The following is a 22,913-nucleotide window of genomic DNA, read 5'->3' on the forward strand; positions in this document are numbered from 1 at the left end:
GCCTCCGCGCCCGTTTCAAGCGTGATCGTTTCAGGTGTGATCGTTTCCGGTGGCGCTCGTCTCAGGCCGCGCCCGCGTCCGGGCGGCCGCGCCGGGACGGACGCGCGGCGGCGGCGCCCGGGCCACGCCGGCCGGAGTAGCTGGCCGGCACCGGCAGATGTCGCCGCGCCGGCCCGCCGACCCGTCGCCGGGCGCGCCGGGCTGGTCGGCTCGTCATCGAGCGGGGTATCAAGGCGTAGATCGCCATCGTGGCGGTGGTGGGCAGCACGGTGACGGCTGGCTCAGGGGCCGTAGCCTCGGCAGCCGCGCCGGCAGCGCCGGCATTGTCTGCGCCGGCAGTGTCGGTAGCGGCAGCGTCAGCAGCGGCGGCCGGGGCCGAGGCGGGCTCCGCCGCCGTCAGCCGGGCCAGCAGCACAGCGGCGGCCGCGCAGGCGAGCAGGCAAACGGTACCGGCGGACATCAGGGCGGTACGCGCGCCGAGGACCTCCGACAGCCAGCCGAGCAGCGGGGCGCCTACCATTCCGGAAAGCGATGCGACGATCGTCATCGCCGAGACGACCCGGCCGCGCATGTCCTCGCGGGTGTCGAGCTGTACGCGTGCCGCCACAGCCGTGTCGATCACAATTGCGGCTGATGCGATCGGCAGGATCACGACGGCGAACGCGGCGAGGCCCGGCGTCAGGCCGGAGAAGAGTTGGAGCGTACTGCCCAGCATCGCGGCGGCGAGCAGCAGGCGATGGGTCAGCTCGGACCGGTGCGCGGCGACCAGCGCGCCGACGGCCGTGCCGACGGCGAACACGGTCGACAGCAGCCCGTATCCGGCGGCGCCGGCGTGCAGCGGCCCGTCGCTCATCGCGGCCATGGTGACCTGGTAGTTACGGCCCAGGCAGCCGAGGACCAGCGACAGCGCGAGCGTGACCAGCACGACCGGCTGGCGTAGCAGGTAGGCGAACCCGGCCCGGATCCCGCGCTCGGCGGCCGGGGCGTCGGTGGCGCTGGCCAGCGGGTGCCACTCACGCGGGCGCATCAGCAGCAGCGCGGCGACGACGGCCAGGAAGCTCACCGCGTTGCCGGCGAACAGCGCCCCCGCGCCGGCGGTGGCCACCAGGACCCCGCCCAGGCTCATGCCCACGATCCGGCCGGTCGAGTTGATCAGCGAGCCGAACGCGAGCGCGTTGCCCAGCGCCTTGGGCCCGACCACCATCGACCCGAACCGGCCCAGCGCCGGGCCGTCGATGGCCGAGACCACCCCGGACAGCAGCGAGATCAGGTACACCGGCCAGAGTGCGTGCGAGCCGGCGAAGGCGACCAGCGCCAGCCCGGCGGCGAGGGCCGCGTGCACGAACTGGCTCGCCACCAGCAGCGGCCGCGGCCGGATCCGGTCGGCCAGCGCCCCGGCGTACGGGCCCAAAAGGAGCACCGGCAGCGACTGCAGCAGGACCCCGAGGCCCATCTTCGCCGCCGACCCGGTCGTCTGCAGCAGGTACCAGTTGACGCCCAACACCTGCATCCAGGTACCGGTGATGGAGATCAGATCGGCCGTGGCCCACAGCCGGTAGTTGTACTGGCGCAGCGCTCCGAACATCGGTCGCACGCGTAAGCCCCCAAAGATGTCGCGGATGTACCGCGTCTTTAGATCGGAGGGCAGATGAACCGGGCGAGAGGTAGAAACTGGACGCACCCTGGTTCGCACCTGTTCGGCAACCGGTGCGGTCCGTTGTGTCCAGCGTTATCGGGGCACACCAAGGGCCCTCGACGGGGTAGACCCTGTCGAGGGCCCTCAGCGCGTGTCGTCGTTCAGGGGCGCAACGGTGCGACGGCGCCACGGTTCAACGGTGCCACGGCGCCGGTTGTAAGGGCCGATGTGCGTACGACCTGATGTGCTCACCCGGTGCGAAAATCAGCTGCTGACGTCACTTCGCTGGGCTGGTGCCGGGGCTCTCGGTACCCTGCGGGCTGCCGGTGGCTCCGGGGCCTTCATTAGCGCCGGGGCTGCCTTCGCCGTGGTGCCTGTACCCGTGATGGTGGTGCTCCCAGCAGCAGCAACAACACTCCTCCTCCGGGCTTGCCGGCGGAGCGGTGCCGGGCGCTGTCGGGGTCGCTCCGGGTGTCGCCGGCGGCGTTCCTGGCGCCGTCGGTGTCGCTCCGGGAGCACTTGGCGCGACTCCGGGCGCACCCGGTGCCCCACCGGTAGCCGTCGGGCTGGGCGCTGTGGTCCGGCTCGGCGTGGTACCGGCGCCGCCGGGTGCCGTGGGGGAGAGGGTTGGACTCGGTACGGTCGTCGGGCTGGTCGTGGTCGTTGGGCTGGTCGTGGTCGTTGGGCTGGGCGCGACGTCCGCCAGTGCCACGCCCACGCCACCGCCGAGCGCTATGGTGGTGGCCGCCACGGTAGCCATCACGACGCGCTTGATCGGCTTCATGCCGAACCTCCTGCGTATTCAGCTGTGATCCGGTGGCCGGACCACCGGCATCCCACGCTTCCCAGGCTGCTCGCAGGTCCCTGTGTAAACGCTGAGGATCAAGCGCCGCCGGGCGTACTGATGACCCAGTCCGGGTGGGCGGCGATGAACGCGTCGAGCGTGTCGTCGCGGAGCGCGGTCAACATCTGGCGGCTGGTATCGGTGAGGATCTCGAACTCCTGGCCGTCGATGGTCTGCGCGCTGTACTGGCCGGCGTTGCTCCTGATCATCGTGATGGCGTTCGGGGCGATGCCCCGGAGGGTGAAGGTCCAGTCGGCAAGGGATACGCCGTTGCCATCGAAGGTCACCGCGTTGCCCAGGGCCCGCATCATCCGGTCGGCGCCCAGTGGGTCGGTGAGTACGCCGGTGCTGGCGATCCTCTTGACCAGGGCCGCGATGAGCTGCTGCTGGTGGCGTTGGCGGCCGTAGTCGCCGTCGGGTATGAGTTCCCGTTGACGCACGTAGTCGAGGGCCTGCCAGCCGGCGAAATGCTGGCAGCCGACGTGGTAGACCTGCGGGCGGACCCCGGGGATCGGTACCGGCTGGTTGTCCGGCGGTGACTGCCGGTACGGGATGGTCGTCCCGCCGTTCGCGTCCTGGCCGATGTGCACGGAGGTCGTCTCCTCGTCGACGCACAGCTCGACTCCGCCAACCGTGTCGACGACCCGGCGAAGGCCGTCGAAGTTGACGATCGCCCCGGCGTTGAAGCTGACTCCGGCGAGCTGCTTGATGGTCAGGGCGAGAAGCTCGAACCCGTCAGCGCGATTGCCGGCCTCGCTGAATCCGAACCCGAAAGCGAAGGAGGCATTGATCTTGTCGGTGCCGCCGGAGTAGCCGGTCTTGGGGAACGCCGGGATTTCGACCCGGCTGTCGCGCGGGATGGAGACCAGAAAGGCGCGGTCGCGGCTGGCCGGGATGTGCGCGATGATGATCGAATCCGCGCGGGCGCCGCCGCCCGGGTCGTCGCTGCGTTCGTCGATACCGGCCAGCAGGATGTTGATCGGGCCCTGGATACGGCCTTGCATCGGCCCACTGCTCACCAGCAGCGAGGCCGCCGCCCCGCCCAGCAGGTGCGCCTGACGCACGCCGCCGGTGTAGCGGGCGAGCAGAAACTTACCGCCGGCCAGTGCGACCCCGCTGGCAAGCATCAGGAGGATGCCGATCGTGACGAGCGCCTGCGCCCACCGCGGATCGTGTACCGGCCGCCTGATCTGGCGCGCACCGTCGCCCTTGCCGGACGCAGTCGCCGTACCAGCCTCGGGGCTGCGTCCGAACATCCTTGGCATACCCAGTTCCTCCGCACCTCACGGCCGTCGTCAGTTCTCGACACTCATCGATGGCGCCCGCTGGTCTGGTCGCACCGTGTCGCGGGGATGCGGGCGGAGACGAGCCGTCCCGGTACAGATGAGCCAGGGCGCGGGTGGCTCATGCCCATGCCCACACCGTTCGAACCTGTGACCCGTCACCGGTGCATCCGGTCTCACCACCGCTGTCTCGACTGCCTACCGGCGGCAACCGGGGACGCGATGACTCGCCCGCGATGACCAGTACTGCGATGACCAGGGCTGCGATTACCAGGGGGAGGCCCCGCCCGCGCGCACAGCGCGGCAGCGTTCCCAGGACCGCTCAATCTCCGCCTCTGCCTCGGCGCGCCCGGTCCAGCGCGCGTCCTCGACGCTCGTGCCCGGCTCAAGGTCCTTGTAGACCTCGAAGAAGTGCTGGATCTCGAGGCGGTCGAAGGCCGGCAGATCGTCGATGTCCTGCAGATGCGCCTCGCGCGGGTCGTGGGCCGGTACGCACAGCACCTTGTGGTCGCTGCCCTTTTCGTCGCGCATACAGAACATGCCGATGGCGCGGCAGCGGATCAGGCAGCCGGGGAACGTCGGCTCGCGTACCAACGCCAGCGCGTCAAGCGGGTCACCACCGTCGACGAGAGTGCCCTCGACGAAGCCATAATCGGCCGGGTACTGCGTCGCGGTGAAGAGCGTGCGGTCCAGTCGGAGCCGGCCGGTGGTCCGATCCATCTCGTACTTGTTCCGCTGTCCCTTGGGAATTTCGACGGTCACGTCGAATTCCATCGTCGGCTCCCGCTCGTCCGTGGTGACGAGGGGCTTGGCCGGATCGCGCGGGCCGGGTACTGGTGGATGGCTCATGGCTTCGTCTCGGGGCGCGGCGTCTCGGGGCGCGGCTTCGTGCCGGGCACTTCCTACAACGGTAGACCCGTAGGCCCGCGCACATCCTGGGAGGGGAAAGGCCGGGATGTCCCTGCCGCAGCCACGCCATGATCTGTGCGAACACCGGGTCGAACGGGGTGGTCCGAGTGTCCGTGCGTCGTTCCCGCACGCGGTGGTCAGTGATCGGCGCCTGCTGAAGATCGGCCAGGGCCGCCTGTTCGCCGCTCCGGCGCCCGCCGAGCGCGTCGAGGCGTACCTGACCGATCACCGCTCCCCGTCGCTGTAGCGCCTGCCGACGGCCGTTAGTCGTAACCCGACGGGGTGGGCCGCACACGGTCCTCGGCGCGTCGGCGCAGCGGGCGCCGTACGGGCTCCTAGGGTCTACTCCGGCAAGGAGCGGAGGTAGTCATGGGGGAGTCGAGGCGGCCGACCGAGGTGGCTTGGGTGTTCCGGCCGAGCCTGTCGCACCAGCAAACGCAGAGACTGCGGGGGCTGTCCGGCAAGCCGGTCTACGGGGTGGGCCCGCTCGGCGACGATGGTCGGGTCGAGGTTGTCTTGCAGGACGGCACCCGCGTGCGGGCGACGCCCGCCGAGGTGGTCGCTGAGTAGGTTCCGACGGGGCACCCTGTGTGTCGTCTGTACGGGTCACCGGTAAGGAGGGGCCCTTCCGCGCGTCTTCGTGCGGGGAAGGGCCCTCTTCACGTGGCCGCGGCGCCGCCCACCCGTTCGGGTCGTCGCAACCGCGACAACCTCACCGCCATGATCTACCTCTGCCCCGGCGGCAGCACCGTCACCCTCCCGGTAGAAGGGCCGCCGAATTCATCCCACCCACCTACACCGACCCCGAACAAAAATCCCAACGCAACCGGATGCCACCGACGCCAGTGATGCGGTCGAGAGTCATTAATCACCTGCCACCTCACACGGGCATGGATTGGATTCATCGCCGTGCGGGTATCCGGTGACCGTCCGAGGCGGACAGTTGGAGTGCACGTTGGGCAGGTGATTTCGGTGAGTGTGACGCTGGAAGGTGCCACTCAGGCGGACACGACTCGGGAGGGCAAGACTCGAGTAGGCACTGTCGCCGTCGTCGCACACCGGAAGAAGACGCTCGGTGGCGGCCTCGACGAACTGCGCAAGCTCGTCACCGACGAAGGCGTCGAGGACCTTGTCTGGTACGAGGTCAAGAAGAGCAAGAAGGCGCCGAAGAAGGCCCGCAAGGCGCTCAAGGCCGGTGCCGAGATGGTGTTCGTCTGGGGCGGCGACGGCATGGTCCAGCACTGCGTCGACGCGCTGGCTGGCTCGAACGCTGTACTCGCGATCGTGCCCGCCGGCACGGCGAACATGCTCGCCAGCAACCTGGGAATCCCACCGGACCTCCGCGCCGCGGTGCGCATCGGGTTCCGCGGCCGACGCCGCAGGCTCGACCTGGGAAGGATCAATGGCGAGCACTTCGCGGTCATGGCCGGCGCCGGCTTCGACGGTGAGCTGATCAACGATGCCAAGCGGAGCTTGAAGGACAGAGCGGGGCGGCTCGCATACGTGTGGACCGCGCTCAAGCACGTGCGCGACGACACCGCGCGCGTCAAGATCTGGATCGATGGCAGCAAGTGGTTCGACGGCAAGGCCAGCTGCGTGCTGCTCGGCAACGTGGGCACGATCACCGGCGGCATCAAGGCCTTCGACGACGCCCGGCTCGACGACGGCTGGCTCGAGGTCGGCGTGGCCAGGGCGAAAGGGGTCCTGCAGTGGGGCCGCGCGCTGGGGCGGATGACGCTTGGCCGCTCCGACCGCTCGCCGTTTGTGCGGATCACCCGGGCGAAGGCGGTCGACGTGAAGATCGGCAAGCCCCTGACGTACGAGCTCGACGGCGGCGCGCGAGGCAAGACGACGCGGTTGAAGGCGCGGATCGCCCCGGCGGCCATCACGGTCTGTGTACCGGAGGAAAGCGTGCCGGACGGGCAGTAGGGCGTTCAGTCGGGCGTCGGCCAACTGCAGCGCGCAGGCATGATCGCGAGCGGGCAGTGGGTACGCCCGAGCAGTGCCCCTGTCACCGGGCCGAGCAGCATCCCGCTCAGGTCGGGGTGGCTACGGGCGCTGACCACTATCAGCGCAGCATCCGCGCTGAGCCCGAGCAGAGCCTGGGCGACGTTCGGGTGGTGCATGGCCTCCCGGCTCACCACCACGTCGGGGTAACTGGAGTCCCAGCCGGCGAGCCACTCAGCCATGAGCCGGTCCGCGTCCTCAGCGGCCGCTTCCACGTCATAGGCGAATGGGTCCACCGTGCTCAGGGCGCCATCCGGGGGCTCCGCCCAGACATGTACCACGCGTAGCATGACGCCACGTACCAGCGCTTCGGCGAAGGCGTACTCAATGACTGCCGGCCCGTCCGCTTCGTCCTCCGCGCCGAGCAGCACCGGCCCGACCATTCCGGCCGATCCCGCTGAGTCGATGATGACCGGGCACTCGGCATGCGCGGCGACCTGGGCACTGACCGGATCGGCGAACTGCCGCGTGAACGAGGTCGAGGGGGACGCGGGTGGCGTGGTGAAGCCATGACCGGCGGCCACCACAAGAAGGTGGGCGGCGCGGGAACGCTCGACGAGTGCATCGACGAGGTCACCGGAGACGGTTTCACCCTCGATCGGGAGGACCGGATGGCTGTTGCGGATTTCGCGTACTGCCGGCGCGGGGTCGGCCGAAAGGAGACACAGCGGTCGCTCGTGTAGCACGGCCTCCGCCGCCGCCAGTCGGGCCGCAGCGCGGCCGGCGGTTGAAGTGTCTATGCCGGCGACGACCGGCCGGGCGGTTGAGGTGGCCACCGCTGACCTCCTTCGCGTCGATCGCCAACGCTGCGATCCTGACCTTGGCCGGCGCGGCCGAGCAGTGTCACCACGTCCGCGTCACTGGTCGCGCTGAAGTCTTCGTAGAACTGCCCGACCGCTTGGAACAGGTCAGGCTGCTGTACGCACACGACCTCGTCGGCGACATCCGACATAGCCGTGACCGCGGCGGGCGGCGCGACCGGCACGGCCAGGACGACCCGGTCTGCGCCCTGCGCCCGCGCAACCTGGCACGCCACCCGCGCCGTCGCCCCGGTGGCGATGCCGTCGTCGACGATGACGGCCGTCTTGCCTCGCAGGTCGATGCGGGGGCGATCACCGCGCAGGCGCTCGACCCGCTGCGTCAGTTCGGCGCGCGCGTCATTCGCCGCAGCGGCGAGTTCGTGTTGGTCGACGCGGGCGGCGCGGATCACCGCCGGGTTGACGATCATGGTGCCGTCCTCGCCGACCGCGCCCATCGCGAGTTCGGGCTGCCACGGTACGCCGACCTTGCGTACGACGATCACGTCGAGTGGCGCGTCCAGTGCTCGCGCGACCTCGAACGCAACCGGCACGCCACCTCGGGGTAGACCTAGGACGACGACATCCTCCGCGCGAAGATGCGCCAGTTCAGGTGCCAGTCGTTGCCCCGCGTCGACGCGGTCGTAGAAAATCACGTCGGCCCTTCCGATCAACTCGCTGTTCCCGCCGGCCCGCCCCTTCCGGCCGGCACAGCCGAAAGTCCCATAAACCGTTCATCAAGGATTGCTCGGCGCGCTTCGCGGACTGACAGCGGCCCCGGCGAGGGGGTACGCCATGATGTGCCGATGCGGATTGACCTCTTGGACGCCGATCTTCTGGACTCCGGGCCGGTGGCATCGGCCGAGAGCGGGCTCGCGGACGTGCTGGTCGACTGTGTCTCCGGCGGCGCAAGCGTCGGGTTCCTCGCCGGCCTGACCCAGGACGAGGCGCGGGCGTGGTGGCGCGGCGCGCTGCAGGACCCGAACAGTCTGACGTGGGTGGCCCGCGACGAGAGCGGACGGATCATCGGTACCGTGCGGCTGCTACTCGCGACCCAGCCGAACGGCGCGCACCGGGCCGAGGTCGCGAAGTTGCTGGTACACCGCGACAGCCGAGGTCGTGGCTGCGCATGGGCACTGTTGTCCACCCTCGAAGAGACCGCCCGCAAACTCGGGCGCACCGTCCTGGTGCTCGACACCCAGACCGGCAGCCCCGCGGAGCGCCGGTACGAGCGAATGGGGTGGCAGCGGGTGGGTGTGATCGAGGACTACGCCGCGACCCCAGATGGACGGCTGGAGCCCACGACCCTGATGAGCAAGCGCCTCTGATCGAGTCGGTACCTCTGCGTAGCCCGGCTCAGCCGCGAGGCTCGCCGCTCCTGCGGGGAGAGGCTTCGGTCGGGCTGGAGGCCCAAGCGTTGGAGTCTCGAGAAGGGGCCCCGGAAGCGCGCTGCGATGACGCGCGGTGCTTGCCGACATGCTCAGCGCCGGTGCGGCCTGTCGCGCGACGGGGAGAGGCCGGGGAGGGCGATGGCGTCGGCGCGGGTACACCGAACGGCGGCACGTAGACGCGGGCGTCGACCGCCTCCGCCAGGACGAGGGCGGCGAGCGGACTCGTGGGACGCTCTTCCGGGTCGGCGCTGAGGCAGCGGGTACACAGCTCGGCCGCCTCAGCCGCGAGGCCGTCGATCACCGGCAACGCGTCGGGCTGGCGGTAGTGCTGCGCGAGCACCAGTTGCGTCGGGGTCTCGGCCGGCCACGGCAGGCGGCCCGTCAGGCACTGGTACAGCAGCACCCCGACGGCGTACATGTCAGTGGCTGGCGTCGCGGCGTCGCAGCCGAGGCGTTCCGGGGCGAGGTAGGCAGGTGTCCCCAGCACGAAGCCGTCCGGTTGCTGATCGTGTTGGCCGGCCGCCGTCGCGATGCCGAAGTCGAGCACCTTCACCCCGGACGGCGTCAGCATGATGTTGGCCGGTTTGACATCGCGGTGGACGATGCCCTGACCGTGCGCGGCTGCGAGCGCCGCGCTCACCTCGGCGCAGATGCGCACCGCGATATCCCAGTGCATGGGGCCGGCGGCGAGGTGATCGGCCAGGGTGGCACCGTGGACGAGTTCCATCACGATGTACGGCGCCTGCCGGCCCTGCGGAAGCGGGGCCATTCCGAAGTCGTACACGCTCGCGACGTTCGGATGCGCGAGTTGGGCGGCGGAGCGGGCCTCGGTACGCGCCCGCTCACCGCAGTCCTGATCAGCCGAGCAGTCTTGCGCGGCGGTCTGCCTCGGAGCGAGGAGTTTCACCGCGACGGGCCGGGCGAGTACCTGGTCGTACCCTCGCCAGACCTCCGACATGCCGCCCACACCGATGCACTGTTCGAGCTGGTACCGCCCGTCCAGTATCCGCACCCGCCGCTCCTTGCCTGTCGCCGTGCCCCCGCCGTGTACCCCAACGAGTAGCCGGACAAACAGCGCCGCACAGCAGCGGCACGTTCAGTACCGGCGGGTTCAGCGCAGCGCAGGCAGGCTCAGGACACGAAAACGCGGCAGCGCGGGTCACGCGCTTCGTCGCCGGGCACCGGCGTCGGCCCCGGCCGGCACCAGGATGCGGCGCACGTTCGTCATGATGAAGCCGCTGGGTGGCCGGGTGGGGATCCGGTTCAGGGGCACCCGCAGGTCCTGCCGTGGAATGTCGTAACGCAGGCGGGCCAGGTACCGCTCAGCGGTCTTGAGCAGTTCCGTGGTCACTCCTTCCCCCGCGCAGCGGTGACTGGTGTACGGCTCGCCGTCACCGTGCGGTACCCAGGCGAGGTTGTCAGGTTCGCGGCCGATGAACCGTTCCGGGTCGAAGCGTTCCGGATCGGCCCAGCTGCCCGCGTCACGGTCGGTGCCGAAGACGTCGAGCATGACCACCCGGCCGCGGGGGAATCGGCGCCCCTGCCAGGTGAACTCCCTGCGGACCTTGGCACCGAGGGCGGGTGCGAACGGATAGTACCGGCGCACCTCGTGGGCGAACGCTTCCAGTACCGCCTCGTCGCCGGTGGCCAGCCGGGGGCGCCACTCCGGATGGGTGTGCATCGCGAGCGCGGCGAAGGTGACGAAGTAGGCGACGGCGACGGTCGGGCGTACGACGTTGAGCAGTTCGGTAGCGGCGAGCCGTTCGCCCATCGGCCGACCGTCGAGGCCGCGGTGGCGGGCGATGACCTCCAGCGGGCTGCCGACCGGCGGGTGCAGCCGCCCGGCGCGTACGTCGGCTATGAGCCGGCGAGCCCACCGGTCCGCCCGCCGGCGCGCCATACGGGCCCGCAAGTGGCGGAGCCCCAGGCTGCCGAATCCGTCGACGATGGTCGCGAGGTCCCGTGCGCGGCGCCCTTCGTCGGTCCGCTCCACCGGGATACCCGCCCAGGTGAACGCCGCAGACCCGAGGACCTGGACGGCCTCGTCGAACAGCACCACCCGGTCGGCGGCCTCCCACCGGTCGGACGCGGCGTCCCACCGCCTGGCGGTAGCGGCGGCCAGGGCCGCGACGGACTCCTCGGTCACCATCGACATGAACATCGCCTTGCGGTGGCGGTGCTCCTCGCCTTCGAGGAAGTGCACCGCTCCTGCGCCGAAGAGCGTGGTACGGATGGGCCACGGCACGAACCGGGACTGCACGATCCGGTCCGCGTCGTAAAACAGGCTCGTCGCGTCGCGACCAGCCATGACGACGCTGCGGCGGGCCAGCAGGCGCGTCTCGAACGCGCGAGCGCGCCAGCGGTGGTACCGCTTGATCGTGAAGGTGTAACCCTCCAGGAAGAACAGGAGGGAACGGTCGAGAAGTGCCCGCGTCGGGATCGCGTCACGTCGGATTCTGGGTGGCCCCTCCACCTTGATCTGTGTCGTCACGGGCTCGCGGCTACCCCGTGCCATGGCGCTCAAACGGGAGTATCCGTGCATAGCGTGCGCCGAATCGGGTAGCGGCCCCGCTGTGCCAGGTGTAGCCGCGACAGGTACGGCATTGAGCCCCGCGACGATCCGTACCGTCAAAGCGACCGCACCGATCCTGCGGGAGCGCGGCTTGGAGATCACCCGCCGGCTGTACGAGATCCTCTTCCAGAACGAGGAGATCAAGAGCCTGTTCAACCAGGCCCATCACAGCCAGGAGGGCAGCCAGCCGCGGGCGCTCGCCGGAGCCGTGCACGCCTTCGCCGACAACATCGACCGCCTCGACGAGTACGTGCCGATGATCGAACGGATCACCCAGAAACACGTCGGCCTCAACATCCGGCCGGAGCACTACCCGTACGTCGGCCGGGCTCTGATCGGTGCGCTGATCGACGTCCTCGGCGAGGCGGCCACCGAGGACGTGATCGCCGCATGGACCCAGGCGTACGACTTCCTCGCGTACACCCTGATGAGCCGCGAGCACGAGCTGTACGAGGTCCGTGCCCTCGCACCCGGGGGCTGGGTCGGCTGGCGCGACTTCGCCGTCGAACGGATCGTGTCCGAGAGCGAGACAGTCAAGTCCTTCTACTTGCGACCGGCCGACTCCGGGCCGTTGATGGCGTTCCAGCCCGGGCAGTACCTGACCGTCCGGTTCGACATCCCCGGTCACGGGCCGGTCACCCGCAACTACAGCATCTCGAGCGCGCCCCAGCGGGACCACTACCGCATCTCCGTCAAGCGGGAGGACCCTCCGGAAGAGGCGCCGTACGCCCCGCCCGGTCTGGCCTCCCACTACCTGCACGGTGAAGTGAGTGTGGGCAGGGTCGTACGGGTCAGCCCGCCGGCCGGCGACTTCTATCTGGACGAGGCGTCCCACCGACCCGTCGCGCTGCTCAGCGGCGGGGTTGGGCTCACTCCCGTACTGTCCATGCTGGAGTATCTCGTCGAACACGACGCGCCGCGGGAAATCTGGTTCGTACATGCCACGAGGTGCGGCCGCGAGCACGCCATGAAGCGCCACGTCCGCGACCTCGCCGCCGCGTACACGGCGGTTCACTCGGTCGTTTTCTACACCAACCCGATGCCTGAAGACGTCCTCGGTCGCGACTACGACCTGCCCGGACGGATCACGATGGAGTGGCTCAAGGGCGAACTCGCGGTTGTCGATCTCGACTTCTACTTCTGTGGACCGGAGGGGTTCATGCGCATGCTCGCCATCGGACTGCGTGCCCTGGACGTACCGGACGAGCGCATCCACTTCGAGTTCTTCGGCCCCGCCGAGGCCCTGTACGCGTGATCGCGCCGGCTCCTAGTGTGCGTTCCTAGCGTGGGCAACACCGTGGAGCCGGGCATGCCCGGCTCCACGGTTCCTGGTGTCCTCAGTGGTTGCCGTCGGAGCGGTTCCAGTCGCGTACCGCGTCGCGGATCCGGTCGAACACCGCTACCGGGGACCGGCCAGCAGGTTCGCGGTGGCCGATTCGCCCGCGCCGGGGTGGGGGCGCGACGTCCCGTTGCCGAACGTCCGTCACGTCTGTCGCCTCCGTTGATTCCGGTCGTTCCGTGACTTTGTTCGTGTCAATAGCTGTATTTCCCCGCGCCCGTGCGCCCTAACGGGCTGGCGCCGTTTGCCTGACGCGGCTTCGGGTACCAATGATTTCGATCTTCTGGAATCGGAGGTGTTTGATGCCCGCGCGTAAGGAAATGCCCAGCACGCTGAAGCGCTCGTCGAAGAAGGCCCAGGAAACATGGGCCAAGACCCACGATGCCGCTGTCAAGGAGTACGGCGAGGGGGAGCGTAGCCACCGCACCGCGTACGCGTCACTCAAGCACTCGTTCGAGAAGGTGGGTGACCACTGGGAGCCCAAGGCGCACAAGGGACCGAGCGACTCGCAGGCGGCCAAGAAGCGTCCCGCTTCGGGGGGTAAGACCGCGGAGGGCGTCGACGTGAACGCGACGAAGACGCACCTCATGGAGGTGGCCCGCAAGCTGGACATCCGCGGCAGGTCCACCATGGCCAAGGACGAACTGGTGGATGCGATCAAGAAGGCCAACCGTGGTGCGACGCGCAAGGCGTGTTCATAGCGGCCCGCAGCTGGTTCTTCATGATTCTTCGTGAACGGGGGCGCGTGACCGGACCCTTTGCTCACCCTCACATCCCGACGCGAAGGTAGCTCGCGGCTTTACACCTTTGCTGGTACGTGCTGTCCTCAGGGAACCGTCTAATTGGTAACCGTCGATCAAATAATGGTCGACGACGTCAATTCCCCGGGGACGGTCATCGCGTACCGGAGGTGCTTGATGCGTCGGCGTCACTTCCTGGCAACCCTGGTGGCGGCTGGTGCGGCCGTCACCCTTGTCGCGGGGCCGCAAGTGTCCAAAGCCACCGCGGAATCGAACCAGCTCTACATCTACCGGGTTTCGGCCGCCACGGATTCGGCGGCACAGCGTCTGGTCAACGAGGGCTTCGACGTACTCGAAAACCGCAGTGGCACAAGCCTGTTCGTACTCGGTGACGACGCCACCGCCACCAAGCTGAAGGCGGCCGGCTTCGCTCCCGCGATTGCCGAAAGGCTCAAGCCCACGGGTTGGCAGCCGCCGTCCACCCGCCTGGTGCCCGACGCCGCCACGCCGGCCGCCGCGCCGGCCGCGGCGCCCATCGACGAGACCTATTACGGCGGATACCACACCGTCCGCGCCCAGTACGCCCACCTCGACAAGGTCGCCGCCGACCGTCCGAACCTCGCCACGGTCGTGGACTACGGCGACTCGTACCTCAAGACCCGCGACCCGGCGACCGGCTACGACCTGAAGGCGCTCTGCCTGACCCGCAAGCAGAGCGGCGACTGCGCGCTGACCCCCAGCGCGCGCAAGCCCAGATTCCTGCTGATGACCCAGATCCATGCCCGGGAGATCGTCACCGGCGACATCTCGTGGCGGTTCATCGACCATCTCGCGAACGGCTACGGCGCGAACGCACAGGTGACCGCGCTGCTGGACAGCACTGAGGTGTGGGTGGTGCCGATCGTCAACCCCGACGGTGTCGACCTCGTCCAGCAAGGCGGCAACCGGCCGTACCTGCAACGCAAGAACCTCAACGGGATCGGCTGCGCCAACCCGCCCACCAGCACCAGCCAGCCCGGCGTGGACCTCAACCGCAACACCAGCACCCGCTGGGGTACCTCCGGCGTCAGCAGCAGCCAGTGCTCCCAGACCTACCCCGGCGCCGGACCGGACAGCGAACCGGAGACCAGAGCGATCGAGCGGCTCTTCCGCCAGCTGTACGCCGACCAGCGCGGCCCCAACGACAGCGACGCCGCGCCGGCCACCACCCGCGGCGCGATGATCAGTATCCACTCGTACGCCGGCATGAATCTGTTCCCGTGGGGCTGGAGCACCAAGCACTCCGCCAACGATGCGGCGCTGCGGGTGATGGCCGCGCAGATGAGCCAGTACAACGGGTACCGGTACGGGCAGCCCGGCGAGATCCTCTACAACGCCTCCGGCACCAGCGACGACTGGTCCTACGGCGAGCTCGGCATCGCGAGCTTCACCATCGAGGTCGCGAGCTGCGGCAGCTTCACCCCGGCGTACTCGTGCACCAGCACCGACTTCGCCAAGAACCTACCGGCGCTCATGTACGTCGCAGGCAAGGCGAAAGCGCCTTACCAACCGTAACCGCCGCCCCTGGCTGGCGCCGCGAGGGGGGCGCGGCGCCGGCCAGGGGCGCGGCGCCGGCCAGGTGAAGGTTCAGCGTGGCCCTTTCCCCGGCTGCTGTGTCCATACCGGCTGGGGTGCCTCGTCGGGTTCGTCTCTCCCGTCGGGATCGGGTAGCTCCTTCGGCTTCGGTGCCACGTCCGGGTCCTTCCAGTCCGGGTGCCCCTCGAACCCGGAGCCGCCGCTGCTGCTCCCCGACGAGCCGCCACCCAGACCGGATCCGTCGTCCTCGGTGATGATGTCGGACGTTGCCAGGGCCTCCGCCAGGGCGGTGTTGGGTGCGGGTTCGACCTCCATGTCGGCCGTCGTCGCCGGGGTGACCTTGGGCTCCTCGGGTATTCCGTGCCGCCGGCGCTCCCGCTCCTGGTTCTCCTCCGCCCGGGGGTCCCTCTCCTGGGTCACCACAAAATCCTGTCTTCGTTGCCGCCATGTGAACCAGGTCAGCTACCCCGTCCCCACGCGAGCAAACCCGCTCCGGGCCCGGGCCCTCGCACGGCTCTTGTGGGCGCGGCGGCCGGCGAAGAGTTGGCGGGCGATCGCGCCGGTGGCGACGAGCGCCCCCGCCGTCGCCGCCGCGGCCCCCCGCACGGCGGTAAGGCGCCGGCCGTGCCACCCGCCGTCGACGGCCTCGGTGCCCGGCCACGGATGGAACAGGTTGCCGTCGTGCTCGGGCGCGGGTTCGCGGGCGAAGTTCGTACGGTCGATGTAGTGGGCGAGCAGGCGCTCTACCAGGCCGGGGGTGAGCGTGGCTGGCACCCGCAAGACCCGGCCGGCGCCGCCGACGATCATTTCCGGGCGCGGCGCCCGGACCAGGTTCACGATGGTGTCCGCGACCAGCTCCGGCGGGTACACCGGCGGCATCGGTACGATCTTGCGCCCGGAGTAGTTGCCGGCGTGGCGCCAGAACGGTGTGTCGATCGCGGCAGGCAGGACGGTGCAGACATGTACGTCGCGGGCGCCGTCGAGGCGTAGCTCCTGGCGCAGGGTGGCGCTCAGGGCGCGGTTCGCGGCCTTCGACATGACGTACGCGTGGTTGTACGGCGTCGGGGCGAACGCGGTGACCGACGAGATGTTGACCAGCACCCCGGACCCCTGCCGCCGCATCTGCTCCAGCGCGGCCCGGCTGCCGTAGACGTACCCCATGACGTTGACGTCGACGATCCGCCGGACGTCGGCGAGCGGCACGACCAGAAACGGGCCGAAGGCGCCCACCACGGCGGCGTTGACCCACACGTCGATGCGGCCGAACGCGTCGACGGCTCGGTCTCTGACCTCCCGTACGGCGGCCTCGGAGCTGACGTCCGCGGGTACCGACAGCGCCTGTGCGCCCCGGTCGGCGCACTCCTTCTCGGCGGCGCGCAGCGGATTTTTGGCCCGGGCGGTGAGTACGAGGTTCGCGCCGGCGTCGGCGAAGGCCAGCGCGGTGGCGCGACCGATCCCACTGGAGGCGCCGGTGATGACCACGGTGGCATCCCCGACCTGCATCACGATCAGCTACCCGGACACCTCGCAGGTAATCCGCGCCGGGGGCAGCGGTCGCTGCCCCCGGCGCACACGCAGCTCAAGCCATCGGCGTCAGGCCAACGATGCCAGGTAGGCGGCGGCCTTGTCGGGGTACATGAACCAGTGCTGGAAGTCGTTCGGGTCGGAGAAGCCGTTGCCGAAGCGGCGGGCGATGGTCGGGTTGGCCGAGGCGGCGCCCAGAATCTGCTGCACGTGCTCGGGAAGCGGCAGCAGCATGGCGTTGGTCCAGTCGGTCACCGCGCGGCCGGTACCCTCCCAGAACAGCTCGAACGTCTGCTCCATCCACGCCCGGTCGAACGGCTGGTCGCCGTGCGCCAGGATGGACTTGAGGTACGACGCCGCGCACTTGGCAGCGGTGTTGCTGCCCTGGCCGGTGATCGGGTCGTTGGCGACCACGACGTCGGCCAGGCCCAGGACGAGGCCACCGGACGGAAGCTCGGCGACCGGGCGGCGCACGGTCGGCGTGTACCGGCCCGACAGCGTAGCCCGCCCGTCGGTCAGCTCCACGTTGAGGCACCGCTCGTAGATCCACGGCGTGTACTGGCGCGCCAGCTCGAGGGTGATCTTCAGCTGTTCAGTCGGGTCCAGGCGGTCGGCGAACCGGTCGAGGGGGCCGCCCGGGATCGTCTCCCAGAAGAGGATGTCGCACGGCCCGCTCAGCGTGTAGCTGGGCATCACGAACAGCTCGCCGAGGCCGGGCACGGCGTTGAAGCTGACGTGCGGCACCGGGTACAGCGGGTCGGGCGTCATGCCGTGCACGTACGAGACGGCGAGGCCGCGCTGCGGCGCGGTGTACACCGACCGCGACGGGTCCCGGTCGAACGCGCTGACCAGGTCTCCCTTGCCGGCGGCGACGATGGTGAGGTCGTAGCGGCCCAGCGCGGCCAGTCCGTCCAGGTCGGAGGTGGTCACCCCCTGGTAGTGGATCGTGCCGCCGCGCTGCTCGAACAGTTCCAGCCAGGCGGCCATCTTGACCCGCTGGTCGGTGCTCTGCGCGTACGCGTCGAGGTCGCACGGGATGCGCAGGGCCCGCTCACCGGGCGGAGCCGACAGCGAAACCTGCAGCCCCTCGACCTTCGGGGAGTCGTTCTCCCACAGGTTCAGCCCGTACGCCCGCTCGGTCTGCAGCGCGTTGTCGAACATCATCTGGGTGCTCGTCACCCAGCCGCGGCGGATCTCATCGGGGGTGCGCGCCGACATGACGGTCACGTCGTACCCCTCGGCGAGCAGGCTCAGCGCGAGTTGTAACCCGGACTGACCGGCGCCGACGATAAGAATTCTCCGCATTGGTACCTCCTGGGGGTGGTTCTTACTAACGGGCGGTGAGGACGCCCGGGGGCGAGCCGCCCGTCGTTGAGCCGGCTGCGCGCTTCATCGTGTGTTCCACGACCGTCATCAGCGCCCGCGCGACCGAGGACGAGTCGCGCGCATCGCACGTGATCAGCGGAACGTTGGGGGACAGTGCGAGCGCTTCGCGTACCTCTTCGAGGTCGTGCGTCAGCACCCCGTCGAACAGGTTGAGGGCGACCACGAACGGCAGGTCGCTGTCCTGCTCGAAGTAGTTCACGGCGGCGAACGACGATTCGAGGTGGCGGGTGTCGGCGAGGACGAGCGCGCCGACCGCGCCCCGGCAGAGGTCGTCCCACATCTGCCAGAACCGTGCCTGACCCGGCGTGCCGAACAGGTACAACACCAGATCGGAGCCGATCGTCAAGCGACCGAAGTCCATCGCGACGGTGGTCGTCGTTTTGTCGATGCCCGGGTCCAGCCGGTCCACCGGCTCGCTGGCCGCTGTCATCCACGCCTCGGTGTTGATCGGCGCGATCTCCGAGATGGACCCGACGCAGGTCGTCTTGCCGACCCCGAAACCGCCAGCGATGACGATCTTCGCCGAGGTCAACATGCTGCCGGTCGACATGCTGTTACCGGTCGACATGCTGTTGGTCGACATCGCGCTGTCAGGCGAGCTGGCGGAGGCCATCACGGAGTCGCTCCAGAAGGCGGAAATCGAACGGGGAACTGTAGGCATCGGCGTGGATCACCAGCCGGTCAGTGGCGGCGAGGTCGTCCACGACCACCCGGGTCACGCCGAGCGACATGCCGGAGCACGCCGAGAGCTCGGCGACGGACTTGGTTTCACGCGCGTTCTCGTACAGCGTGCGCGCCTCGGGGAGCAGGCCCGCCGCGAAGAACGCGTCGTAGTACGGCACCGACACCAGCGTGTGGATCAGCAGATGTTGGCGTGTGCGGGTGCGCCCCCCGGTCAGAACGTAGGGGCGCACCTTCCAGTGCGTGGAGGCCACGTGTTCGCTCCCTTTGCTCTGCCGTGCTCAGCGGGGTAGCTGGCTGGCGGTCATCCGGTGCAGATCGGTGCGCACCTGCGGGGTCAGTACGTGCCCGACGGCGCTGACGAACTGCGTCATGTGGTAAGCGACGACCCGTAGGTCGCACCCGATCGCCGCGGCGACCGCCAGGCCCGCCGACTCGCCCACCCGCATGAACAGCAGGTGCCCGCGGGGCAGCCGAATCGTCATGTACTCCGAGGGGCCCAGGTCGAGCAGGGCGGCGCTGCGGTCGGCCATGCTGAGTAGCCCAGCGGTGAGCGCCGCCAACTGGTCACCCAGGTCGCGCGGCACCATGCGGGAGGCGGCGAGCTGCAGGCCGTCCAGTGAGACGATCAGCGCGTGGGTGACGCCGGGCACCTCGTCGGCGAACTGCCGGATGAGCCACGCGCAGTCCTGCGGGCTCCGGGCGGGCGGTTGTGCGGGCGGTTGTGCGGGCGCCCCGTTGTTGTGAGGCATCATCGCTGGTTTCCTTCAGAGTCGTCGTTGCTGGGCGACCCGATGCCGGGCGACCACTGCGCGTCGCTGATGCCGGCTGCGAAGTCCGCCGTCTCATCCGGCCACATGAGACGGTCGGCTGCGCTCTCCGGAGAGGTGCGCTGTTGCGGTGCGGCAGACTGGTGTGGCGTGTCTTGGTACGGCGCGTCATGGTGTGGTGCACCGGAGCCGTTCGTCGAGGCGCTGTGCACTGCGGGAGCGCCGGTTGCCGAGGACGCATCGCGCAGGCTCTCGCGCACCCGCCGGGGCAGACCGTTGCTGCTGCTCGACTCCCGCCGCGAGGGGCGGCCACCGTCGGCGCCCGGTTCCCCGTTGATGAGCATGAGATGTGCCCCCGGTACCTGCGCGCTCCCTTGGTAGGTGCTCGTCGGGTCGGTAGTCCGGTGGGGTGGCCACTGGGGCGGCCGCGCCGACCGGGTCGGCGCGGCGAGTGGTGCGGGACCGGCCCCCATCCGGTTGCGCGGCGCGACCTCGCAGAGCAGCGCATCAGGGATCAGTACGTGCGTGGTCGTGCCGCCCGACTGCCGGTTCGTGAGGTGCACCCGCATCTGATTGGCGACGGCCAGGCGGGAAACGACGACCAGACCGAGATGCGAGGCGGGGTTACCGTCGAGCGCTGGCGGTACTGCGCCGGCCAGCATGGCGTTGAGAGCTGGTAGGTGGTCGGGTTTGATGCCGACGCCGGCATCCTCGATGCGCATCAGCACGTTGCCGGTTTCGGTGATGTACGCCGACACGATCACCGGCGACGTCGGTGGGGAGAAGCGGGTCGAGTTGTCCAACAGCTCGGTCAGGACCCGGATGACGTCGTCCGCAGCGAACTCGACGACCGAGAGGTTCACGATCTGTCCGATCTGGACCCGCGGGTAGTACTCGATCGCGGAGCTCGCTGCCCGGATGACGTCCAGCAGGGATGTGACCTGCCGGTCGGCGTCGTCGACCTTGCGGCCGAGCAGCACCTGCAGGTTCTCCGCCTGCCGGCGGATGCGCGTGTTGGCGTGGTCGATCCGGTACAGCTTCTCCAGCTTGTCGGCGTCCTGCTCGTCCGCCTCGGCGTCTTCGAGGTAGATGCCCATCTGGTACGCGGAGGCGAGGATCCGCAGCGCGAACTGTTCGCAGATCGCGGGCCAGATGGCCTGGGTCGGGTCCTCGCGCACCGGTGGGGATGGCTGTGCTGCCGGCTCCGCTTCGATGACGCGGCGTGGGGGTGTGTCATCGATGGTCGGGTCCAGCCGCCGGGCCATCCGCTGACGCCACGTTAGTCGACGCCTCATCGCGGGACCTCGCGGGAAATAACGGGTTGTTTCATAATCTTCCGGACCTGCGCCCGATCACGTGGTCTGACACGATCCAGCAGTCAACCATTACCCGCCGACGATGGCAATGTCGCTCTGTCGATGTTCCGACTGTTTTCCCAGCTCATCACGAATGAGCGGTTCGGCGGTGCGGTGTGTGCTTTCCCATAACCTGCGACGCGCCGCATCGCATCGACTACGGTTAGCGCTTTTGCTATACAGATTCGTTCGGGGTTCGCCTCAATGGACGGCGACGGACCCGCTGAAGGTCCAAAAGGGCCCGACGTGGAAACACGTCGGGCCCTGCCTGTCCGATATGGAGTTTGAATATCGGTCCTTCGGTCAGGACCGGCAGAGGATCTCGCCGTGCAGGAGGGACATCCAGCCGTCCGCAGCGGCCGTCCATGCCCGCCAGCCTTCGGAGATCCGGCGCAGGTCGTCTTCGGTGGCCGCTCCCGAGTCGAGGGCGTGCCGCGCCATGTCGGACTGCAGGATCCGGTCCGCCCACAGCCCGCCCCACCAGGCCCGGTCCTCCGGGGTGGCGAAGCACCAGGTCGAGGACGTTGCGGTGACGTCGTTGAGCCCGGCCGCGTGCGCCCATGCCAGTATCCGCCGGCCGGCGTCAGGCTCTCCGCCGTTGGCTCGGCTCACCCGCTGGTACAGGTCCATCCACTCGTCCAATTCCGGGAGGGCCGGGTACCAGGCGAACGCCGAGTAGTCGCTGTCGCGCGCGGCGACGATCCCGCCGGGCTTGCATACCCGTCGCATCTCGCGCAGGGCCTCCACCGGGTCGGCGACGTGCTGCAGGACCTGGTGGGCGTGGACCACGTCGAAGGTGTCGTCCGGGAAGTCGAGGGCATGGATGTCGGAGGCCACGAACTCGATGTTCGACTGCTGTCGCTCTGCGGCCTCGGCCCGCGCGAGTGCCAGCGCGTCCTCGGTGACCTCGACTGCGGTCGCGGTCCCTGGCGCGACCCGCGCCGCCAGGTCGGCCGTGATGGTGCCGGGGCCGCAGCCGACGTCGAGCACTGACATGCCGGCTCGCAGGTGCGGCAGGAGGTACGCCGCCGAGTTCTCGACGGTGCGCCACCGGTGGGAGCGCAGAACGGACTCGTGGTGCCCGTGCGTGTATACGACTTCCTTTGTGGACATCGTGCTCTCCGTCCGTGCTTCGTGATGATCGAACGGTAGCAGCCGGTCCTGTTATTTGAGATATACGTCCTAATATATGGAATGCCGATGGCATTTTCGCAGGTCGTAGCGGTGCCGGTGGCGCTCTCGGTGGCGCCGCTACTCTGTTTCGCCCATTTCTCGAATTAACTGGAGGAAGGCCGTGAACAGGCGGGCCATGTCAATCTCATCGGGGCGTAGCAGCCACTGCAGTTGCAGCCCCTCGATGACGGCGATGAGGAGAACTGATGCCTGCTCCGCCGTCACTCCGCCCGGCAGTCGACCTGGGAGTTCGGTGCGCAGCGCCGCCTCGGCGCCCCGGCGGAGGTCGGCGTACCGCTCGACGAAGAAGGAGCGGGCCGGATGGTCGTCGGTCAGGCTTTCCGTGGCAAGCACGGTGAGTGATCGGATGACGCTTGGCCGTGTGGAGTTGTACGCGACGAGCTCCGCAAGCTGGTCCAAGGGGCGGGCATAGGAGGGCACGGCGTTCGTGGACTTGGCGAGCGGACGCCTGATGTCCAGCTCGTCGGAGAGTTGGAGCACCTCGACGAGTAGCGCCTCCTTGTTCGGGAAGTAGTGCAGCAGCCCCTGCTGGGTCAGGCCGGCCCGGTCGGCGACGGCGGCCAGCGACGTGCCCCGGTATCCACGCTCGGCGAACAGGTCGAACGCGACTCGGAGGATCTCGTCGCGGCGATTGCGTGACCGGCCGACCCGGCGTTGGTCTACTCGGCGTCGTTCTGCTTCAGCCTGATCCGCGCGGGATGGGTCCGGCTGCGTCATCGCGACTCCCTAGCGGATCTTGACCGGTGATCTGAGTGGCCAATCTTGATCGGCCGTTGCTGGAAGCCTAGTTGGGGATCTAGATAACGAAAAGGTAACGTTACCTACCTACTACTCGGTAGGCGGCGCGCGCTCGCGCTGTTCCCCGGGCCGCACCCCTCGAAGTCGGCAAGCGCCGAACGTGGCTGACCCC

Annotated in this window: 24 protein-coding genes and 1 pseudogene; 8 read left to right on the forward strand and 17 right to left on the reverse strand. The window is 69.1% G+C overall.

Annotation, left to right across the window (positions count from 1 at the left end):
* Window positions 1–61: 61 nt before the first annotated feature.
* Window positions 62–1,585: an MFS transporter gene (locus HC028_RS15525; RefSeq protein ID WP_168078149.1), complete on the reverse strand. Its 1,524-nt coding sequence runs from the start codon at window positions 1,583–1,585 to the stop codon at window positions 62–64.
* A gap of 494 nt (window positions 1,586–2,079) precedes the next feature.
* Here HC028_RS15525 and HC028_RS15530 point away from each other — a divergent pair, with 494 nt between their 5' ends.
* Window positions 2,080–2,448 carry a hypothetical protein gene (locus HC028_RS15530; RefSeq protein ID WP_168077946.1) on the forward strand — a complete coding sequence of 123 codons (369 nt, stop codon included), beginning with the start codon at window positions 2,080–2,082 and terminating at the stop codon, window positions 2,446–2,448.
* A gap of 70 nt (window positions 2,449–2,518) precedes the next feature.
* Here the strand turns inward: HC028_RS15530 and HC028_RS15535 are convergent, their stop codons facing one another.
* Window positions 2,519–3,745 (reverse strand): LCP family protein, encoded by a 1,227-nt coding sequence (locus HC028_RS15535; RefSeq protein ID WP_168077948.1) that lies wholly within the window; start codon window positions 3,743–3,745, stop codon window positions 2,519–2,521.
* A 285-nt stretch (window positions 3,746–4,030) separates the two neighbouring features.
* Entirely contained in the window at window positions 4,031–4,537 is a 507-nt protein-coding gene (locus HC028_RS15540) for an inorganic diphosphatase (RefSeq protein ID WP_168078150.1), read from the reverse strand.
* A gap of 181 nt (window positions 4,538–4,718) precedes the next feature.
* Here HC028_RS15540 and HC028_RS15545 point away from each other — a divergent pair, with 181 nt between their 5' ends.
* The 3 genes from HC028_RS15545 (at window position 4,719) to HC028_RS15555 (ending at window position 6,601) form a co-directional block, all read left to right on the forward strand.
* A complete protein-coding gene (locus HC028_RS15545; protein WP_168077950.1) occupies window positions 4,719–4,919 on the forward strand; it encodes a hypothetical protein in 201 nt (66 codons plus the stop codon).
* A gap of 122 nt (window positions 4,920–5,041) precedes the next feature.
* Entirely contained in the window at window positions 5,042–5,242 is a 201-nt protein-coding gene (locus HC028_RS15550) for a hypothetical protein (RefSeq protein ID WP_168077952.1), read from the forward strand.
* Between the two features lie 402 nt (window positions 5,243–5,644).
* Window positions 5,645–6,601, forward strand: coding sequence for a diacylglycerol/lipid kinase family protein (locus tag HC028_RS15555; protein ID WP_308442084.1), 957 nt, complete (start codon window positions 5,645–5,647; stop codon window positions 6,599–6,601).
* 5 nt (window positions 6,602–6,606) lie between these two features.
* On the opposite strand, the gene HC028_RS28490 is transcribed toward HC028_RS15555, so the two are convergent.
* Window positions 6,607–7,455, reverse strand: coding sequence for a universal stress protein (locus tag HC028_RS28490; RefSeq protein ID WP_168077954.1), 849 nt, complete (start codon window positions 7,453–7,455; stop codon window positions 6,607–6,609).
* 59 nt (window positions 7,456–7,514) lie between these two features.
* A pseudogene (locus HC028_RS15565) lies at window positions 7,515–8,132 on the reverse strand (phosphoribosyltransferase); the annotation flags it as partial.
* Window positions 8,133–8,282: 150 nt separating this feature from the next.
* Here HC028_RS15565 and HC028_RS15570 point away from each other — a divergent pair.
* Window positions 8,283–8,804 (forward strand): GNAT family N-acetyltransferase, encoded by a 522-nt coding sequence (locus tag HC028_RS15570; protein WP_168077957.1) that lies wholly within the window; start codon window positions 8,283–8,285, stop codon window positions 8,802–8,804.
* 28 nt (window positions 8,805–8,832) lie between these two features.
* Here HC028_RS15570 and HC028_RS15575 read toward each other — a convergent pair whose 3' ends face one another.
* Both HC028_RS15575 and HC028_RS28495 read right to left on the reverse strand, forming a co-directional pair.
* Window positions 8,833–9,879 (reverse strand): serine/threonine-protein kinase, encoded by a 1,047-nt coding sequence (locus tag HC028_RS15575; RefSeq protein WP_168077959.1) that lies wholly within the window; start codon window positions 9,877–9,879, stop codon window positions 8,833–8,835.
* Window positions 9,880–10,026: 147 nt separating this feature from the next.
* Window positions 10,027–11,358, reverse strand: a complete 1,332-nt coding sequence (locus HC028_RS28495; protein ID WP_168077961.1) for a cytochrome P450 — start codon at window positions 11,356–11,358, stop codon at window positions 10,027–10,029.
* Window positions 11,359–11,470: 112 nt separating this feature from the next.
* Between HC028_RS28495 and hmpA the strand changes: the two genes are divergently transcribed.
* Window positions 11,471–12,694, forward strand: a complete 1,224-nt coding sequence (hmpA, locus tag HC028_RS15585) for an NO-inducible flavohemoprotein (RefSeq protein WP_203981493.1) — start codon at window positions 11,471–11,473, stop codon at window positions 12,692–12,694.
* A gap of 82 nt (window positions 12,695–12,776) precedes the next feature.
* Here hmpA and HC028_RS15590 read toward each other — a convergent pair whose 3' ends face one another.
* The gene (locus HC028_RS15590) at window positions 12,777–12,926 is read right to left on the reverse strand and encodes a hypothetical protein (protein ID WP_168077965.1); all 150 of its coding nucleotides are present in this window, start codon (window positions 12,924–12,926) and stop codon (window positions 12,777–12,779) included.
* Between the two features lie 154 nt (window positions 12,927–13,080).
* On the opposite strand from HC028_RS15590, the gene HC028_RS15595 reads away from it, so the two are divergent.
* On the forward strand, window positions 13,081–13,479 hold the full coding sequence (locus HC028_RS15595) for a ChaB family protein (protein ID WP_168077967.1): 399 nt from the start codon (window positions 13,081–13,083) through the stop codon (window positions 13,477–13,479).
* Window positions 13,480–13,695: 216 nt separating this feature from the next.
* Window positions 13,696–15,072, forward strand: coding sequence for a M14 family zinc carboxypeptidase (locus HC028_RS15600; RefSeq protein WP_168077969.1), 1,377 nt, complete (start codon window positions 13,696–13,698; stop codon window positions 15,070–15,072).
* Between the two features lie 72 nt (window positions 15,073–15,144).
* Here the strand turns inward: HC028_RS15600 and HC028_RS27085 are convergent, their stop codons facing one another.
* From HC028_RS27085 to HC028_RS15645, 9 genes are all read right to left on the reverse strand, one after another.
* A complete protein-coding gene (locus HC028_RS27085; RefSeq protein WP_203981494.1) occupies window positions 15,145–15,513 on the reverse strand; it encodes a hypothetical protein in 369 nt (122 codons plus the stop codon).
* Window positions 15,514–15,555: 42 nt separating this feature from the next.
* The gene (locus tag HC028_RS15610) at window positions 15,556–16,596 is read right to left on the reverse strand and encodes an SDR family oxidoreductase (protein WP_168078152.1); all 1,041 of its coding nucleotides are present in this window, start codon (window positions 16,594–16,596) and stop codon (window positions 15,556–15,558) included.
* Window positions 16,597–16,686: 90 nt separating this feature from the next.
* Window positions 16,687–17,922, reverse strand: coding sequence for a styrene monooxygenase/indole monooxygenase family protein (locus HC028_RS15615; protein ID WP_168077971.1), 1,236 nt, complete (start codon window positions 17,920–17,922; stop codon window positions 16,687–16,689).
* 25 nt (window positions 17,923–17,947) lie between these two features.
* The gene (locus tag HC028_RS15620) at window positions 17,948–18,571 is read right to left on the reverse strand and encodes a GTP-binding protein (RefSeq protein WP_203981497.1); all 624 of its coding nucleotides are present in this window, start codon (window positions 18,569–18,571) and stop codon (window positions 17,948–17,950) included.
* A 22-nt stretch (window positions 18,572–18,593) separates the two neighbouring features.
* Window positions 18,594–18,938: a DUF742 domain-containing protein gene (locus tag HC028_RS15625; RefSeq protein WP_168077973.1), complete on the reverse strand. Its 345-nt coding sequence runs from the start codon at window positions 18,936–18,938 to the stop codon at window positions 18,594–18,596.
* 27 nt (window positions 18,939–18,965) lie between these two features.
* Window positions 18,966–19,439: a roadblock/LC7 domain-containing protein gene (locus HC028_RS15630; protein WP_239075642.1), complete on the reverse strand. Its 474-nt coding sequence runs from the start codon at window positions 19,437–19,439 to the stop codon at window positions 18,966–18,968.
* Window positions 19,436–20,749: a sensor histidine kinase gene (locus HC028_RS15635; RefSeq protein WP_168077975.1), complete on the reverse strand. Its 1,314-nt coding sequence runs from the start codon at window positions 20,747–20,749 to the stop codon at window positions 19,436–19,438. Before HC028_RS15635 ends, HC028_RS15630 begins: the two co-directional genes overlap by 4 nt.
* A 363-nt stretch (window positions 20,750–21,112) precedes the next feature.
* The gene (locus tag HC028_RS15640) at window positions 21,113–21,922 is read right to left on the reverse strand and encodes a methyltransferase domain-containing protein (RefSeq protein WP_168077977.1); all 810 of its coding nucleotides are present in this window, start codon (window positions 21,920–21,922) and stop codon (window positions 21,113–21,115) included.
* Between the two features lie 138 nt (window positions 21,923–22,060).
* Window positions 22,061–22,720 carry a TetR/AcrR family transcriptional regulator gene (locus tag HC028_RS15645; RefSeq protein ID WP_168077979.1) on the reverse strand — a complete coding sequence of 220 codons (660 nt, stop codon included), beginning with the start codon at window positions 22,718–22,720 and terminating at the stop codon, window positions 22,061–22,063.
* Window positions 22,721–22,913: the final 193 nt, after the last annotated feature.

Source organism: Planosporangium flavigriseum (assembly GCF_011947225.1).
Lineage (GTDB): Bacteria > Actinomycetota > Actinomycetes > Mycobacteriales > Micromonosporaceae > Planosporangium > Planosporangium flavigriseum.